Genomic DNA, 16,736 nt, shown 5'->3' with positions numbered 1-16,736 from the left:
ATTTATCTCTGTTTGTATCAGAAAATAACTGCCCGGGCTTGTCAGGCTCAACAACGTAATAGTGACCAGAGAGCCCGGATTATATTTGTTGATGAAGCCGTATGGCGCTAATCAACTTCCCCAGTAAGCGCCACGGCTTACGAATTATCTTAACTGCTGGTAAAACAGGATAATCGCAATGGCAATCATGATAAGCCCTGAAACCATGCTCACTCCTTTCGCCGCCTGTGGGCGGGCCGCCAGTACCGCCCGCGACCCATAGCCGACCAACAGATAAATTAGCGTACAGGTCATCAGGTGCATCGCACCCAGCGCCGACATCTGCAGCGCCAGCGGCCAACTGCCGTGCGGATCGGTAAACTGCGGCAGCAGGGCGAGGAACAACAGAAAGACTTTTGGATTAAGGCCGCTAATGCATAGTCCCTTCACCGCCCACGCATTCCAGCTGCCAGCCGATTGTTGCGCCGCGCCCGGCGCCGCCGGATGGCGTAATATCATGACCCCGAGCCACAATAAATAGGCCGCGCCCGCCAGGGTGATCGCCGATAGCGCCAGTGGATGACCGGCGATTAACACCCCGACGCCGGCGACGACGATAATCGTTGCCAGCAGATGTCCTGACATCAGCCCCATCACCGCCGGAACGACGCGACGGCCGTTGATACCGGCGCTGATGGCATAGGCCCAGTCAGCACCGGGGGTAATAATCAACAGGAACGAGACTATCCAGAAGCTGGCGATCAGGCTTATTTCCATCAGCAACGCTCCACAACGATATTAGACATCACACACTCGCAAAATTAGGTTATCGTGTGAGAAAGAATATCGACATAGAAGCGAAATGAGCTTTCAATGTTATGTCATAATCCGGCGATAAAAGAGAAAATCTTCCAAATGGATAGCATAGATCGAAAAATTCTTGCTGAGCTGCAGGCCGATGGTCGTCTGTCGATAACTGAACTGGCGGAGCGGGTGAATTTGAGCCTCTCTCCCTGCCACCGGCGACTACGTGCGCTGGAGCAAGAGGGGGTGATCACCGGCTATCGCGCCAATCTCGACCCGGGAAAAATGGGGTTCAATTTTCTGGCTATCGTTTTCGCCACGTTAAAAGAGGGCGATAAAAAAGCGGTCAGCGCTTTTGAGGAGGCGGTGGCGGAGATCCCGCAGGTTGTGCTGGCGCAACGATTGTTTGGCGATCCGGACTATCTGATGCACGTCGTCACCCGGGATCTTCCTGCGTTTCAGAAACTCTATGATGACAAACTGTCGGCGATGCCCGGCGTGCAGCATTTACGCTCGACGCTGGTGATGAAAACCGTGGTGCAGGATCGCCCTTTCCCCCTGGAGACGTTAAACGCTTCCCGCTAATGCCCTGCTGCCAGGGCATTGTAGAATGGCGAATTACCACTTTTCATCACGCGCGTCGCGGCGGCCTTCGCGCCGATTTTCTCGCTTATCTTCGCGACAGCGCATATTGCTCTTGTCATCATTTCTCACGCATTCACGTTTTTCTTCACGTCCACTCTGGCGCGCATCCTGACGGATATCGCGAGCATCCTGGCGTTTTTCCGCGCGGTAGGTGGCGTGCGCGGTGAGGGTCGGCAGCAACAGGGCGGCGGTAAGCAGAGGCAGGATTATTTTTTTCATTGTCGAAACCTTAAATATAAAAATAAATCACGGAAGGTTATAATTGTGGTTCGTAATCTTATGTAAATCGATACAAAATGTGCTGAACTCTCTTTTTTTTAGTTTATTATTAAACAAGCCCGGCAAGTTCTCATTTTATTATTCTCGTTGCTACGTATTTTAGCTTATTACGCTAAAGAGATTACGAATATAGCATCAGGGCTCAGTCGCTTTAAGTATTTGCCTTGATTTTTATCAACGATCCTTATTCATCCGGTTGTGGCGGATATTTGGCCGTGCGATGCTCGCGGCATGAGATTTTTCTCAGTCTCCGCGAAGTTAAATGGAATTGTTAATAAAAGGAATATTATATGAAGCGTTCAGTTATTGCTGCTGCAGTATTTTCAACCGTGCTGATGAGTGTTAATGCTTTTGCCGCGGCGCCAAGTGAAGAGCAGGGCGAGTTAGTTATTATTGGTAATGTTATTAATTCTTCCTGTCGTTTTGAAACCGATTATAGCAGTACGATTCAACTGGCTGATGTTGACGCTACCCGTTTTGCCGGCATGTCAGCCGGTGAAGTCTTATCCGGCAATTTCGCTACCAGTAGCGATCCATTAACTATCGTTTGCCCGGAAGGCACGGTATTGAAATCGATTGATATTAGCGGCGGGACCTATACTACCGGCGGCGTACTTAATCCTATCGCAACTACAACGTCTGCTAATGGTGTCGGTTTTAAATTAAGACTCGGATCCGCGGATATTAATGAAAATACCATATATGACGTCAATAATTTGCCGGGTGCGGTGACTTCTTTGGGCAATGGTGTTTATCAAATGAACTTTTCGGCGCAATACGCCCGAATTAATGCCGCCACACCGGTAACCGCCGGTGAAGTCCGCTCGGTGTTAACGATTGCCGTCTCTGCGGAGTAAGGAACTGTGCCGGCGCTTCGCCGGCTATTATTGTGCTAAGGGTGTGGTGCTATGAAACGGATTTTATTAGCAGGTTTATTTATCGCTATGCAGCCCGCGCATGCCGGAGTGGTGATTTTCGGTACCCGGGTGGTTTATCCGGCTGAGAAACAAGAAGTGGTCGTACAGTTGATGAATCATGGCGCCCGCTCTTCACTGGTGCAGTCGTGGATTGACGATGGCAATACTTCATTGCCGCCGGAAAAAATCAACGTGCCTTTCCTGCTGTCGCCGCCGGTGGCGCGCATAACGGGTAACTCCGGTCAGCAGCTGCGAATTAAAAAGTTAGCCAACAAACTTCCGGCGAACAAAGAGTCGCTGTTTTATCTCAACGTACTCGATATTCCTCCGAATACACCAGGAAGTGAGGGGGCGAATACGCTGCGGTTTGCCATGCAAAACCGCATTAAGCTTTTTTATCGCCCTAAAGGTATCGCGGCGGTAAATAAAGATACGTTTAAAAGTATTTCGTTATCTTCGCGCAAAAACGCTCTGCATATTGCCAATGGTTCGGCAAATTGGTTGACGATTACTGAAATTAAACTCAGTAACGTTAAAGTCAATGAGCGCAGCGTTATGCTTGCGCCGTTATCCAGTCAGGATGTCTTTTTAAAAAATAATCTCGCCCGCCAGTATTCGCTAACGATGATTGATGATAATGGAAACTTTATTAGCGACAGGCTCAATGTAAAATAATAAATAATGGAGTTGGCCATGTTAAGGATGACGCCGCTTTCCTCAATGATATTGTTGGTTTTATTATCCGGTCAGCTGCAGGCCGCTGAAGAGACTTTTGATACCAATTTCATGATCGGCGGAATGAAAGGTGAAAAATCATCAAGCTTTCACTTTGCGGATAATCAACCACTGCCCGGTGAATATGAATTAGATATTTACGTCAATAAACAATGGCGTGGTAAATATCCAATCGTAGTCGCCAGTAATCCGGATGATACCTGCCTGTCATCGGCATTATTACATCAGTTGGGAATCAAAGCGGATAGCGCGCCGTTGGCAAAAGATAACCAGTGCATGACGCTTAAATCCGCGGTGCGGAGCGGCAGTTATACGTTTAATATCAATATTTTTCAGCTTGATTTAGAAATTCCGCAGGCCTACGTTCTGGATCTTGAGCGCGGCTACGTCGCGCCGGAAAGTTGGGACCGAGGCGTTAACGCGCTCTATACCTCTTATTATCTGAGCCAGTATTACAGCGACTATAAAGACAGTGGCAATAACAAAAGCACTTACGCCCGCTTCAACAGCGGGCTGAACCTGTTGAGCTGGCAGTTGCACTCTGATGCCACCTACAGTAAAGCCGATAGCGGCGGCGGCGACTGGAAAAGCAACACCCTGTATCTGGAGCGCAGCTTTGCGCCGATTTTAGGCACCTTGCGCGCGGGCGACATGTATACCTCAGCGGATATTTTCGATGCGGTACGCTTTCGCGGCGTTCGTCTGTTCCGCGACATGCAAATGTTGCCAAACTCAAAACAGAACTTTACGCCAATCGTGCAGGGGATTGCCCAGAGCAACGCGCTGGTAACCATCGAGCAGAACGGCTTCACCGTCTATCAGAAAGAGGTGCCGCCGGGGCCATTTGCGATTGCCGATTTACAACTCGCCGGCGGCGGGGCGGATCTCGATGTCACTATCCGGGAAGCCGACGGCTCGGTAACCACCTACCTGGTGCCTTATTCCTCGGTACCCAATATGTTGCAGCCGGGGGTGTCTAAATATGACATTGCCGCCGGGCGCAGCCATATTGAAGGCGCCAGCAATCAGGAAGACTTTATGCAGGCCAGCTATCAATATGGCCTGAACAATCTGCTGACCCTGTATGGCGGTACCATGCTCGGTACCGACTATCAGGCTTTTACTATGGGAACCGGGTGGAATACCCATCTCGGCGCGGTGTCCGTTGACGGTACCTGGGCGCGCAGCGATCAGGATAACGGTACTTTTGAAGGGCAAAGTTATCAGATTGCCTACAACAAATACCTCACCCAGACTAAAACGCGCTTCGGTATGGCGGCTTATCGCTATTCAACCAGCGACTATCGCACCTTTAACGATCATGTCTGGGCGAAGAACCGTAATAGTTATCACCATGATGATAATGACGTTTACAACATTGATGATTATTACCGTTATGATTTTGGCCGTAAAAATAGCTTATCCGCCAATATTAGCCAGTCGCTGCCGGAAGGATTAGGGTCTTTCTCACTGAGCGCTTTATGGCGTGATTACTGGGGAAAAAGCGGCAGTAATAAAGATTATCAACTGAGTTACACCAATAACTGGCAGCGGGTTTCCTGGACCATTTCGGCCAGCCAGACCTATGACGAGGATCATCATGAAGATAAGCGCTTTAACCTCTTCATTTCGATTCCGCTGATCTGGGGAGAGAGCGATAGCGTGCTGGCGCGTCGCCTGACGCTGTCGAATTCGACGACCTTCGATAACGACGGTTTTGCCTCCAATAACACCGGCATCAGCGGTACGGGCGGCCAGCGCGACCAGTTTGACTATGGCGTGAACCTAAGCCGGCAGCAGCAAAACCATGAAACCACCGCCGGCGGCAACCTTACCTGGAACGCGCCGCTGGCGACGCTGAGCGGCAGCTACAGCCAGTCGTCAAAATATACCCAGGCCAGCGGCAGCCTGTCTGGCGGGGTGGTGGCCTGGTCCGGCGGCGTCAACTTCGCTAACCAGCTATCGGAAACCTTCGCCATTATTCAGGCGCCGGGCCTGGAAAATGCTTACGTCAATGGTCAGAAATATCGCACCACCAACGCGCAGGGAACGGTCATTTTCGACCATGTCTTGCCCTATCGCGAAAGTTCGTTGCTGCTGAATACCGCCAATACGCAGAGCAAAACCGAGTTGATTGGCAACCGGAAAGCGGTGGCTCCGTACCGCGGCGCGGTGGTGCTGGCGCGTTTCGATACCGACCAGCGTCAACCCTGGCTTATTCACGCCGAACGCCCGGACGGTACGCCGCTGAAATTTGGCTATGAAATTGAAGATAACGACGGACAGAATGTCGGCGTCGTCGGCCAGGGCAGCATGCTGTATATCCGCACCGATAACGTTCCGCCGTCGATTACCATCGCGGTCGATAAGCAGCAGGGCCATTACTGCACCATTACATTTAAACATACCATTGATGAAGGTAAGACCTATGTCTGCCGCTAAAAGGACGATTTTCATGAAATGGATAATTTTGCTGGTATTAAGCTTATGTTCTTTTTTAGCGCGGGCGGGGAACTGTGAATTAACGCCGAGCATCCCTCCGGCGTCGATTGAGGCTAGCGGCAACTACACTTTTAAACCGCTGGCCGCCAACGGGGAGCTCAATTTACGTGATAGTTCACTTCAGGCTAACGCATTCAGCTTTCGCTGCCCCAGTAACTCAAATATTACGGTCTCGGTCAGTCTGCAATCGCCACCACAAACCTCCTACTATGTTGAAGTAGGCAGTAAGATCTATGAGATTAATTTCTCCTTCGACCAGACAAAAATGGAATCGTTGGAAAACGGAAAAATTGTTGAAAACCAAGTATATAATTTGGCAGATATGTTTAATAGTTTGGTCGGCATACGCTATGAGATTAAAGAAGGTAGCGCTAACGGGCAGCGTGTTACTCCCGGTGTGCCTTTCCAGATGCGTTACGGTATAGTTTTGAAATATTGTAAGAATAATGAATGTCATAACGTTAACATCAATTACACCTTTAACGTCACCCTGCAGGTAAATATTATGACCTGCGGTTTTAACGTCCCGAACCGCCTCATTAATATGGGCGATTACAGCTACTTCGATATTAAAGAAGACAAAGCGCAATATCGCCTGGAAAGTGTTGATATCGATTGTAGCCAGGACGAGTCGGCGGTATTTGAACTGACGCCGGGTAAAATTGATTACTACTTTGTCGCCGCCTCCGGCTTTGCCGGCACCAGCAAAATATTGAAGAATGACGAGCAGGATGCCGCCACCGGCGCCGGCGAAGTCGGTTTTCATCTGCTCGATAGTCAGGGCGGGGAACTCCAGTACGGTAGCGGTTTCCTCTACCACTCCAGTGAGGATGCCCGACATGGCGATAGCAACCCGATCTATCTGCAAATCAAGCCGATGAAATATGGCGAGAATATCCGCGGCGGCACGATTAAAAGCCGGGTTATTATCGTCATCAACAATAACTAGCCGTCCGCGCCGCGCGCCTTCCTTTACGCGCGACATGCCTGGGTTAGGTGGTCGCGACCGCTTCAGGTCGCGGCTGCGGCTGGCGAATACTTATCAGCGCCACCAGCGCCAGTAGCGCAAAGGCCAGCAGCATCAGCGCAATGGGGATATAGCTATCCCACATCATTAAAAAAGCTACCGCCAGCATCGGGCTAATACCACCGGAAATCACCGCCCCAATCTCATGCCCCAGCGCCAGCCCGGTGTAGCGTACCTCCACCGGAAACAGATCCACCATCAGACACGGCTGCGCGGCAATCATCGCGCCATGACACAATGGCAATGCCAACAGCATGGCGAGCAGCATCGCCGGGAAGGTGTGCATATTCAGCAGCCAGAAGAAGGGGAAGGCGACCAGCGCCATGCCTATCACGCCGATATAGTAAAGCCGCTTACGGCCAATGCGATCGGAAAGCCATCCCCAGCCGAGAATCGTGGCGATCTCCACCGTCATGGCGATGGTGACCGCCGCGATCAGGTCGCGGGTGTCGATGCCGATATGTTTGCAATAGACCACTGAAAACGTGAAGAAGATATACACCGCGCCGTTTTCCGCCAGCCGCAGGCCGATAGCCTGTAATATCGCTCGTGGATGATTTTTGAAGGCGCTGAGCACCGGTAAATGATGGGCCTCATTTTTGCTGTCGTTTTCTGCTTTGCGCGCCACGAATTCCGCGTTTTCCTGGATGTTACGGCGAATATAGACGCCCACCAGAAAGATAAAAAGGCTGAGCAAAAATGGAATACGCCACGCCCACGACATCACCTCTTCCTGCGGCAGCAGCTGCACCAGATAGAATGCCAGCGAAGAAAGAACAAACCCGCCGCAGACCCCCACCTGGCTCCAGGCGGTGTAGTACCCTTTCTGGCTTTCCGGCGCATTTTCGCTCAGCATCAACACCCCGCCGCCCCATTCGCCGCCGGAAGCCACGCCCTGCACAAAGCGCAGCGTAATCAAGGCGATTGGCGCCAATACGCCGATATGGGCGTAGGTTGGCAGCAGACCAATTAAGAACGTACTGGCGCCCATCAGCGTCAGGGTGATGATAAGCGTCATTTTGCGACTGTAGCGATCGCCGAGATGGCCGAATATCACGCCGCCGAGGGGGCGGGCGATAAAGCCGATGGCGAAGCCGGAAAAGGCTAAAAATGAACCGAGCAGCGGGTCATTCGTGGCCGGGAAAAACAGCGGCCCGAAGACCAGCGCCGCCGCGGTGCCATACAGGAAAAAATCGTACCATTCCAGCGAGTTGCCGAGAAAAGACCCGATGATTAATTTGCGCATAGGTTGCGCCGGGGGGACCGTTGTACCGCTCACAGCTCCAGACATAAGGTTAACTCCAGTGCAGGTGAATCAGGCGGCGCCTGCTGGCGCCGGGCGATGGGTCGGCAGGGTTTTTATGGTTATGATGAAACTTAACGGCACGACGCCATGCTAAGGGTATGGAACTGGCGATTAAACCAGACCAGCCCGTCGCTGGGGTTGCCGAAGCGGATCTGTTTGACCTCGCAATAAAATACGCTGTGGCTGCCCACTTCATGGCTGTCGGCAATGACGCAGTCGCAGTTCGCCACGGCGGAAGCCAGCGCCGGCGAACCGGTCTCCAGCGCCAGCCATTCGTCGTGCAGGAAGCGTTCTTCAGAGCGGATTTGGCCGTTGGCGAAAATCCCGGACAATTGCTGATGCTGTCCGGAGAGCACGTTAACGCACAGCACGCCGTTGTGCTGGAATTTGCCGTGTGCGAAGGACGAGCGGTTCATGCATACCAGCAGCGTCGGCGGCGAATCCGTCACGCTACACACCGCCGAGGCGGTAAAGCCGAAGCGGCCCGCCGGGCCATCGGTGGTAATGATGGTGATCGCGCTGCCCAGTTGCGCCATGGCATTACGAAAATCAGATGTCAGGTTCATAGTAATACCCGTTATTTCAGTTTGACGTATTCGAAGCCTTCAATAACCAGCCGCGGGGTTTTGGCCCGCGAACAGCACAGCAGGATCTGGTCGTTATCTTCGCGTTCTTCTTCGGTTAAATACTCGTCGCGGTGGTCAGGTTCGCCGCTGCAAACGTTGGCGAGGCAGGTGCCGCAGACGCCCTGTTGGCAGGAGACTTTCACTTTGATGCCGGCCTTTTGCAGCGCGGCGACGATGGTCTCGTTTTCACCGACGGTGACGCTCAGATTGAGTTCTGGAACCGCAACCTCAAAGCTGCCGCCGCTGGTTTCTACCTCGCGGTTGAAATACTCCTGATGCAGCCGCTCCGCGCTGAAACCGCATCCCTGAGCCGTTTCGTTAATCCACGCCATAAAACCCTCCGGGCCGCAAACGTACAGGTGGCCGGCGGCGGCGTGAGGCGTCAGGAGTTCCTGAGGGCGGATCCGGCCGTTTTCATCGCTGATATGCAGCTGAACCTGAGCGCTAAAGTGGCAATCCGCCAGTTCGGCCAGAAACGCCATTCCCTCACGGCTGTGGCCGCAGTAATGCACTTCGAAGGATTTCCCGGCGCGAAATAGCGTATCGGCCATCGCCAGCATCGGCGTGATGCCAATGCCGCCGCCGATCAGAATGCTATGAGGCGCCGACATCTCCAGCGCGAACAGGTTGCGCGGAGGGCTAATTTGCACCTCGTCGCCGGGCTGTAAAGCATGCGCCGCCAGCGAACCGCCGCGCGAGGCGCGATCTTTGAGGATCCCCAACCGATAACGCTGCGGGTGATGGGCGCTGCCGCACAGCGAATACTGGCGCACGATGCCATCGCCAAGATGCAAATCGATATGCGCCCCGGCGCTAAACGAGGGCAGGGGAGCGCCGTCCGGCGAGGCCAGCGTCAGGACTACCACCTCGGCTCCCTGAATTTCGCGTTCTGTGACGCGTACCGTCAATGTTTCAGCCATAGTTTTTCTCCACCCGCGAAGGGCTTAACGCATATAAATGCCGCCGTTGATATCCCAGGTCGCGCCGGTGATAAAGGTGGCGGAGGGCGCCGCCAGCAGTTCTACCGCGCGGGCGACCAGCAGCGGATCGCCAAGCCGCTTCATCGGGATCATCTCCAGCAGCGCCGGCATTTTCTCTTCCGGCACCGCGGCGCGAACGGAAGGTAGATCCAGCGGCCCCGGCGCAATCGCGTTGACGCTCACCCCGGCGTTGCTCAGGGCGCGGGCGAAGACTTTGGTCAGCGTAATAATGCCGCCCTTGGAGGCTGCATAGTGGGCGCCGGAGGCGGTACCGCCGTTTTGCCCGGCCAGCGACGCGAGGTTAATAATGCTGCCCTGCTGGCGCTGGCTGAAATAGCGGCCGATGGTCTGGCAGCCGACGAAGGTACCGCGCAGGTTGGTACTGGTGACGCGATCGAATTCTTCTACGTCGATCTCCATGATCGGCGTGGTCAGGGTTAAGGCGGCGTTGTTGACCAGCACATCGAGTTCGCCGAAACGTGCGCGGATCTGCGTCAGCGCGTCGCTGAACTGTTGCGGCTGGCGAATATCCAGCGCCAGCGGCAGCAGCCGCTGCTGGCTGGGATCGATCTCCTGCGCGCTGCGGGTGACCGTATCGAGATTGAGGTCGGCCATCGCCACCTGATAGCCCTGTTGCCAGAGATGGCGGCTGATAACCAGCCCGAGGCCGTTGGCCGCGCCGGTAATAAGTACGCTACGTGTCATAAAGTCCTCACAGGATGTAGCCAATGCTATGCAGGTAATCGTCGCCGTTAATCAGGCGTACGACCTTTTGCAGGATGCGGAAACTGTCGCCCTCCGGCGCCAGCGTCCAGGTGACGTCAGCGGCGTAGTGCTGTTCATTGCCCTTGCGGTACTCGTAAAGGAATTGGGCGCAGCGTACTTCGACGACCTCATCGCTGGCGCTGAGCAGGCGATAACGGCCGCTCATGCGGATAGTGCGCGCGCGCGGTGTGGTGGAGATCGATTCGCCGCTGTATAAACGCTGCACGCGTTTTTCCCGCATCTCGTGGTTGTCGTAGGCGTAGTTGAGCACGTTGGCGAAATCGGTGGTCTGCTGATCGATGGGAATGATGTACATTCCCTCAGCGCGCCACAGCGCCAGCCATTCACGGAATTCGCCTTGATCGAGCAGGTCCGCTTCCAGGTTAATAAACTGAATGGCGGCGTTGAGGATAGGTGATGTGTTCATTATTGCCCCCGGTTATCAGCGGTCATGTACTTTTTCCATTGTTGATAGGCGGCGCGCATGCCGGTTTCGGCGCTGACGTCGCTGCGCAGGCCGTCGGCGGTGCGGACTTCGGCGGGCAGGCCGCGGTTGAGCATGATCCACAGATCGTCGCCCGCGCCGCCGCCGCGCTGCACCCGCTCCCAGGCCTCTGAATCATCGGGGGTGCCGAAGCCCATCGGCCCCTGGAAGTGTTCGTGCAGCCGCAGGCGCGCCTGGTTGGCGATCGCCGGGCCATCTTTCATGGTCAGCACCATGTGATGAATTTCCGTCTCTTTTACCGATATCGGCTGCAGCACGCGGAAGAAGGCCATTGAACAGGCGACATTGGGGAACAGGTTAAGGTTAAAACCGCTACCGCCGACCGCGCGTACGATGCGCCGCACCTGCTGCTCGTCGTGGCCTTCCTCGCGCAGGGCCTGGGCCAGCTCGCTAAAGCGTTCCGGGATTGGCGCATCGAGATTGGCTTCCAGATCGATAAGCTCGGGGATCATCACCATCACGCTGTGGCCATTGCCGAGATCTTCCACGAAACCTTTGCCGTCGACGAAGTTGAGCATCTCTTCGGTCTGTTTATCGACCGAGCTTAAAAACGACTTATGAACGATCGGGAAGTGATAGCCGTCGGTGGTATTTTCCAGCTGGATTTTCCAGTTGCCGGGAAAGCGAAAACGGTGCGCGGTGGTGGCCTGCAGCGCGTAGCCAGCCCCCTGTTTCATGAACAGATCCATCCATTTCATCGCCGGGCCGAGGAAGTCGGTCAGTGGCTCAATGTCGTGGTTGAAGCTGGCGAAAATCATTCCGGCGTAGCTTTCAACGCGCAGGCGCACCATGCCGAGCTCAGATTTGTTCAGCGTATCGCCGTAGCTCTCTGGATGCGGTACCCCGCGCAGCGCGCCGTCGAGGCCATAGCCCCAGCCGTGATACGGGCAGGTAAAACCGTTCGTTTTCCCGCTGCGATGTTCGCAGACGGTGGCGGCGCGGTGGCGGCAGCGGTTGAGCAGCACGTTGATATTGCCTTTGCGATCGCGCACGACGATCACCGGTTGGGTACCCACCATCGAGGATTTATAGCTGCCGGCGTCAGGGATTTCGCTCTCGTGGGCGACCCATACCCAGGTACGGTTAAAAATGTTGTCGATTTCGAGGTCGAAAATTTCCTCGGAAGTATAGAGACAGGTATGGACCCGGTCGCTTTGCACCAGTGCCGCCAGCGTTTCGGCGGTATGGCTGGTATCGATATTTTTTACCGGAATACATTCAGACATTGTCACTCTCCACATATCTCTTTTAATGATCATCAGGCACCGGTAAATCGGCGTGCGAATGCCAGTCATCTACCGGGCGGCTAAATAAATTACGGGTGGTAAAATGATGAATTAACCACTGTTGATCTTGTTTAATAAATTCAATGACGAGCTCCGCGCTATTTAAATGCGAGCCGCCGCGGCGAAACGTTGAAGCTTGCAGCATTTTCCAGCGGCCGACCGCGCGGTTATTTTCGTCGACGCGAATATGCTCGGCCGTTAAATAATGTACGTTGATGGCGAAGTGTGACGGCTCGCTAATATAAGCGTTCATCATCCCGACGATCGCCGCTCTGCCGCAGTGGCGCCCGAGCTTGTGTTGATATAATTCGCCGATACCTTCCCAAATAGCCGTTTCGCTAAATAGCGCGCCAATTTGCCGGGCGGTATCCGGATGCGTCAGGTCATCACAGAGATGCATATACTGGCTGATGGCGTTTCGGATTTGCACTACGGCTTCCAGCTTTTCCAGGCGTTGCAGCATTTCTTCATTCATTGCCGGCTCCGTATAACTCATAAATAGCCTGGCTGCGGCGAGTGGCCGAAGAACATATTGCCGGCGTTGATGTATGTCAGCTCGCCCATAAAGGCGTGCTGGGTGATGACCATGGAGTCGCGGGCATAGCGCTGAAGCGGGCTGCGCATCGATATGCCCGGCATCCCGGCCAGTTTCAGCGCGCGGGTGGTAACCGAAGCAGAGACGCGGGTAATGTGGGTGGAAGAGAGGCGCATGGCGTTAATCCGCTCTTCTCCCGGTTCATCGCCGCGCAGAATCGCTTGCCAGACATCGTCGATGGCGTCGTAGAACCAGCAGCGCGCCGAACGCAGATCCGCTTCGCAGTGGGCGATTTCCATCTGCGCGAATTGGCGATCCGCCAGGCACGGCGCGCCGGTGACCGAGCTCTGGCGTTCGGCAATGGCGTAAATTTCCGATAACGCCGCGCGGGCGATACCCAGTGCGACCACCGACAGCACCTGAGTGGCCAGCGACAGTACCGGATAGCGATACAGAGGGCCTTCGAGGTTAAGTTCGCCGCCGCGAATAAAGGTCCATTCCTGCGGCACGAAGGCATTATTCAGCACTACGTCATGGCTGCCGGTACCGGAGAGGCCGACCGTATTCCAGACCGGATCGATGGTGAACTCCCCGGCGGGTAGCACCGCGATGCGCGGCAGCGGACGATCGCTGCCGTCATCGGTCAGAATGCCCACGCCGATAAGTTCGGCGCCGCTGCAGCCGCTGGCGAAGCTCCAGCGCCCACTGACGCGGTAGCCGCCATCCTGAGTCGTCGCTTTTTGCGGCGGGAAGATCCCGCCGGCAAAGACAATATCCGGCCCGTGGCGGTAAAGCTCATCGAGACTGCTCGGCGGCAGGCCGCCAAGATAAAACGGATTCATGCCGAAACTCGCCACCCAGCCGGCAGATCCGTCCGCCGTTGAGAGCGTTTCAATTAACTGACAAAACTCCGCAGGTGATATTTCATCGCCGCCGTAGCGTTTTGGCACCAGCGCGCGATAAACACCGATCTTTTTAAAGCGGGAAATAATATCCGCCGGGATATATTTCTGCTGCTCGAACTCCTCGCTACGCTTTTTAATATCTGCGAGTAATTCGGCAAACTCTATTGTCGTGGCGTGCAGGGTCTTTTCCGCACGCGAAGTTGCAGAGGGGTTTAACATGCGATTTAGCCTCTTCCAGTTAATGAAAGTACGGTTTTATTATTTTAATTTTTCCAGCAAATATTCAGCGTAATTAAGTAAATCAAACTCTTTATTTTTATTGGCGACTAATTGCAGAGCCACCGGGCGATGATTAATTTCGCCAAGCGGAAGGCTCAGGGCCGGGTGGCCGCTTAAATTAAATGGGCGCACCAGGCGAGTCAGGTTGACCACCTTGAGCGGATCCGCCGCTTCTTCCAGCGTTGGCGGGCATTCCGGCAGGGTCGGCAGCAGAATCAGCGGGGTTTTCGCCAGTTGGGCATCCACCGTGGCGCTAAATTGCTGACGCACGCTTTCCGCAGCCTGCCGTTGCTGAGGGCCAATCTCCGCGCCGGCGCGGATCCGCCGGGCGACATCCGGCGCCAGGTTCGGCGCGTTGATGATGCTGTGAAACGCCAGCCAGTTTTCCTGGCTTATCACCGTAAGCCCGGCCTGATGCGCTTCGTTGAACCCCGGTAGTTCAGCGCGAGTCCATGCCAGCCCCGCCTGCTGCAGACGTGAGACGATCAGTTGCTCAATTTCTGGCGTTGCCGTGCCCGCCAGATAACTTATCGCGGGAGCTGCCCGGCGCGCAGGAGGCGCTGATTCCCCCAGTGCTTTTGCCAGCGCCTGACGCAATGTGGCGATATCGCGGGCGAACAGGCCGACGCAGTCGAGCGAACTTTCCGTCGGCATGACGCCAGCGCGGCTCAGACGGCCAAAGCTCGGCTTCAGGCCAACCACGCCGCAGCAGGCCGCGGGCATTCGCACCGAGCCGCCGGTGTCGGTGCCAACGGCGAAGTCGACTTCACCGGCCGCGACCACGGCGGCGGAGCCGCTGGACGAACCGCCGGGGATTAACTGCGGATAATGCGTATTGCGCGGCGTACCGCTATGCGGGTTGATGCCGGTGACGCCAAAGGCCAGCTCGTGCAGGGTGGTTTTGCCGCGCAGCTGGCAGCCGTTATCCAGCAGCGCCTCGACTACGGCGGCATGGCGAACGGCAGGCGGCGCATCCTGCAATACCGGGCTGCCGGCGCGGGTCGGAAAACCGGCAATATCGAGACTGTCTTTAACCGCAAACGTCAGCTCGCCTTCGCCAAGGGTGAAGCGCGAGATAAACCCGGATTCTGCTTTTTCTGCCTCTGTACGATGTTCAGTAACCATGTTTCACATCTCCGTGAGGGGGATAATTACCGCGCGAAATGACTAAAAAACGACCCGCTGGCGTTTGAGGTAATCTTGTCAGTAAAACTTGAAATTTCAAGTAATTTGTTACCTGTTTTTTACATCGTAATTGACGATAAGATGATGCTATGAAAGAGAGATTGTTCTTTAAATAATTGATTTAAATCATTAAACATTGGTGTTTAAATTTTAATCTCTTGAAGGGCGTCACAAAAATAAATGAAAAATATAAGTTAAAAAAATGATAAAAAAGTGTGCGAAAAACGCAGGGGAGGGTAAAACAAAATGAATAACCATTTATAGTAAATGGTTATTTTCGCAGAGGATCAGTCATCGAGGTTGTGCAGAATGAGCGCCAGCACCTGATTCATCTTTTTTTCCTGCGCCGGGGTGACGCCCTTGAAGGCTTTAGCAAACACGGTTTCCGCTAATGCCCGGGCTTCGGCAACCTTGGCTTCACCGGCGGCGGTGAGTTCCGCTTCGGTGACCCGGCCATCGCTGACGCTAACGTGGGTCGTGAGCAGGCCATCATCGCGCAGACGGCCAACAATTTTGGTCACCGTCGGCATCTTACTAACGGCATATTCGGTGATCCGCGAAATACTGGCGCGGTGGTATTGGTGCACCAGCATCAGTACGCGGAAGCGGGAAAGGTCGATGTCGATTTTTTTGAGCTCGATTTCCATTAATTGGGTATAACGGGCGTAAACGTTAACCACCCAGAAGAAGGGGAACTCTTCTTTATGAAAGCGGCTTTCGTGGCTCTCTGGCGGGGTCGAAGAGTGAGTCTTATCCACAAGCATCTCCTTGCCTGACGACGATAGAATGTGCAGATGGTATGCGCATTTAGCGGTTATTGCAAAACGCAGTACTGCGAAAACCATGCGCTATGATGCCGGGAAGATGGCCTCTTTGTTAGCCGCGCGTTGTTCATCGTAGCAACCGCCTGTCGCCGGAGGTCACTCATTCTCCAGCAGACGCATAAATACCCGTAGCGCCTCGTCTAACTGCTGGAGTTGGGGGGCGGAAAGCCCCGCCAGCAGTTGCTGCTCATTCGCCACGTGGGTGGCAACCGCCTCATCGATCAGCGCTCGTCCCTCTGGCGTTAACGCGACCAGCATGCTGCGGGCATCCTGAGGATTTGCTAAGCGGGTAATCAACCCTCGTTTTTCCAGCGCCTTGAGGCGATGGGTCATCGTGCCGGAGGTAATCATCAGTGTCGAAAAGAGCTGGGTCGGCGACAGCACGAATGGCTCGCCGGCGCGGCGCAGCGTCGCCAGCATGTCGAACTCCCAACGTACCAGCCCATGTTTAACAAACGCCGCCTCCACCCGCGGCTCCAGCAGCATGGCGCAGCGCTTGAGGCGGCCAATCGGCCCCATTGGGCTGCAATCCAGATCCGGGCGCTCGCGCTGCCATTGGGCGAGAATGCGGTCAACGGCATCCGTTGGCGGTAATTTGTCCATGTGTGCTCACTTGTCTTGATATCAAGATATTTATCGATACATACTTGCT

At 54.5% G+C, this 16,736-nt stretch carries 18 protein-coding genes; 5 read left to right on the top strand and 13 right to left on the bottom strand.

Annotated features, from left to right (window positions below; all coding sequences use genetic code 11):
• Window positions 1-144 precede the first annotated feature (144 nt).
• Window positions 145-756, bottom strand: coding sequence for a LysE family translocator (locus AC2CGP_RS12210; RefSeq protein WP_015703356.1), 612 nt, complete (start codon window positions 754-756; stop codon window positions 145-147).
• A 138-nt stretch (window positions 757-894) separates the two neighbouring features.
• Here AC2CGP_RS12210 and AC2CGP_RS12205 point away from each other — a divergent pair, with 138 nt between their 5' ends.
• Window positions 895-1,368 carry an Lrp/AsnC family transcriptional regulator gene (locus AC2CGP_RS12205; RefSeq protein ID WP_032706451.1) on the top strand — a complete coding sequence of 158 codons (474 nt, stop codon included), beginning with the start codon at window positions 895-897 and terminating at the stop codon, window positions 1,366-1,368.
• Window positions 1,369-1,401: 33 nt separating this feature from the next.
• On the opposite strand, the gene AC2CGP_RS12200 is transcribed toward AC2CGP_RS12205, so the two are convergent.
• On the bottom strand, window positions 1,402-1,647 hold the full coding sequence (locus AC2CGP_RS12200; protein ID WP_015369878.1) for a hypothetical protein: 246 nt from the start codon (window positions 1,645-1,647) through the stop codon (window positions 1,402-1,404).
• 350 nt (window positions 1,648-1,997) lie between these two features.
• Here AC2CGP_RS12200 and AC2CGP_RS12195 point away from each other — a divergent pair, with 350 nt between their 5' ends.
• The 4 genes from AC2CGP_RS12195 (at window position 1,998) to AC2CGP_RS12180 (ending at window position 6,810) form a co-directional block, all read left to right on the top strand.
• Window positions 1,998-2,564 carry a fimbrial protein gene (locus tag AC2CGP_RS12195; protein WP_045363525.1) on the top strand — a complete coding sequence of 189 codons (567 nt, stop codon included), beginning with the start codon at window positions 1,998-2,000 and terminating at the stop codon, window positions 2,562-2,564.
• 51 nt (window positions 2,565-2,615) lie between these two features.
• Window positions 2,616-3,299 (top strand): fimbria/pilus periplasmic chaperone, encoded by a 684-nt coding sequence (locus AC2CGP_RS12190; protein WP_015369880.1) that lies wholly within the window; start codon window positions 2,616-2,618, stop codon window positions 3,297-3,299.
• A gap of 18 nt (window positions 3,300-3,317) precedes the next feature.
• Window positions 3,318-5,801, top strand: coding sequence for a fimbrial biogenesis outer membrane usher protein (locus AC2CGP_RS12185; RefSeq protein WP_047053710.1), 2,484 nt, complete (start codon window positions 3,318-3,320; stop codon window positions 5,799-5,801).
• A 487-nt stretch (window positions 5,802-6,288) separates the two neighbouring features.
• The gene (locus AC2CGP_RS12180) at window positions 6,289-6,810 is read left to right on the top strand and encodes a fimbrial protein (RefSeq protein WP_480070169.1); all 522 of its coding nucleotides are present in this window, start codon (window positions 6,289-6,291) and stop codon (window positions 6,808-6,810) included.
• Between the two features lie 43 nt (window positions 6,811-6,853).
• Here AC2CGP_RS12180 and AC2CGP_RS12175 read toward each other — a convergent pair whose 3' ends face one another.
• From AC2CGP_RS12175 to AC2CGP_RS12125, 11 genes are all read right to left on the bottom strand, one after another.
• A complete protein-coding gene (locus tag AC2CGP_RS12175; protein WP_045359475.1) occupies window positions 6,854-8,134 on the bottom strand; it encodes an MFS transporter in 1,281 nt (426 codons plus the stop codon).
• Window positions 8,135-8,265: 131 nt separating this feature from the next.
• Window positions 8,266-8,760: a flavin reductase gene (locus AC2CGP_RS12170; protein ID WP_015703350.1), complete on the bottom strand. Its 495-nt coding sequence runs from the start codon at window positions 8,758-8,760 to the stop codon at window positions 8,266-8,268.
• A gap of 11 nt (window positions 8,761-8,771) precedes the next feature.
• On the bottom strand, window positions 8,772-9,740 hold the full coding sequence (locus AC2CGP_RS12165; protein WP_032709060.1) for a PDR/VanB family oxidoreductase: 969 nt from the start codon (window positions 9,738-9,740) through the stop codon (window positions 8,772-8,774).
• A gap of 24 nt (window positions 9,741-9,764) precedes the next feature.
• A complete protein-coding gene (locus AC2CGP_RS12160; protein WP_015369887.1) occupies window positions 9,765-10,505 on the bottom strand; it encodes an SDR family NAD(P)-dependent oxidoreductase in 741 nt (246 codons plus the stop codon).
• Window positions 10,506-10,512: 7 nt separating this feature from the next.
• Window positions 10,513-10,992 carry an aromatic-ring-hydroxylating dioxygenase subunit beta gene (locus AC2CGP_RS12155; protein WP_021469133.1) on the bottom strand — a complete coding sequence of 160 codons (480 nt, stop codon included), beginning with the start codon at window positions 10,990-10,992 and terminating at the stop codon, window positions 10,513-10,515.
• The gene (locus AC2CGP_RS12150; RefSeq protein WP_116326305.1) at window positions 10,992-12,296 is read right to left on the bottom strand and encodes an aromatic ring-hydroxylating oxygenase subunit alpha; all 1,305 of its coding nucleotides are present in this window, start codon (window positions 12,294-12,296) and stop codon (window positions 10,992-10,994) included. Before AC2CGP_RS12150 ends, AC2CGP_RS12155 begins: the two co-directional genes overlap by 1 nt.
• Window positions 12,297-12,318: 22 nt before the next feature.
• Window positions 12,319-12,831, bottom strand: coding sequence for a nuclear transport factor 2 family protein (locus AC2CGP_RS12145; RefSeq protein WP_116326304.1), 513 nt, complete (start codon window positions 12,829-12,831; stop codon window positions 12,319-12,321).
• Window positions 12,832-12,848: 17 nt separating this feature from the next.
• Window positions 12,849-14,015: an acyl-CoA dehydrogenase family protein gene (locus AC2CGP_RS12140; protein ID WP_015369891.1), complete on the bottom strand. Its 1,167-nt coding sequence runs from the start codon at window positions 14,013-14,015 to the stop codon at window positions 12,849-12,851.
• A 39-nt stretch (window positions 14,016-14,054) separates the two neighbouring features.
• A complete protein-coding gene (locus AC2CGP_RS12135; protein ID WP_015369892.1) occupies window positions 14,055-15,200 on the bottom strand; it encodes an amidase in 1,146 nt (381 codons plus the stop codon).
• 347 nt (window positions 15,201-15,547) lie between these two features.
• On the bottom strand, window positions 15,548-16,024 hold the full coding sequence (locus AC2CGP_RS12130; RefSeq protein ID WP_045359492.1) for a MarR family winged helix-turn-helix transcriptional regulator: 477 nt from the start codon (window positions 16,022-16,024) through the stop codon (window positions 15,548-15,550).
• Between the two features lie 156 nt (window positions 16,025-16,180).
• Window positions 16,181-16,687 (bottom strand): MarR family winged helix-turn-helix transcriptional regulator, encoded by a 507-nt coding sequence (locus tag AC2CGP_RS12125; protein WP_015369894.1) that lies wholly within the window; start codon window positions 16,685-16,687, stop codon window positions 16,181-16,183.
• Window positions 16,688-16,736 lie beyond the last annotated feature (49 nt).

It is taken from the genome of Klebsiella sp. SYXHC3 (assembly GCF_057196925.1).
This window is presented reverse-complemented; position numbering and strand designations above follow the sequence as displayed.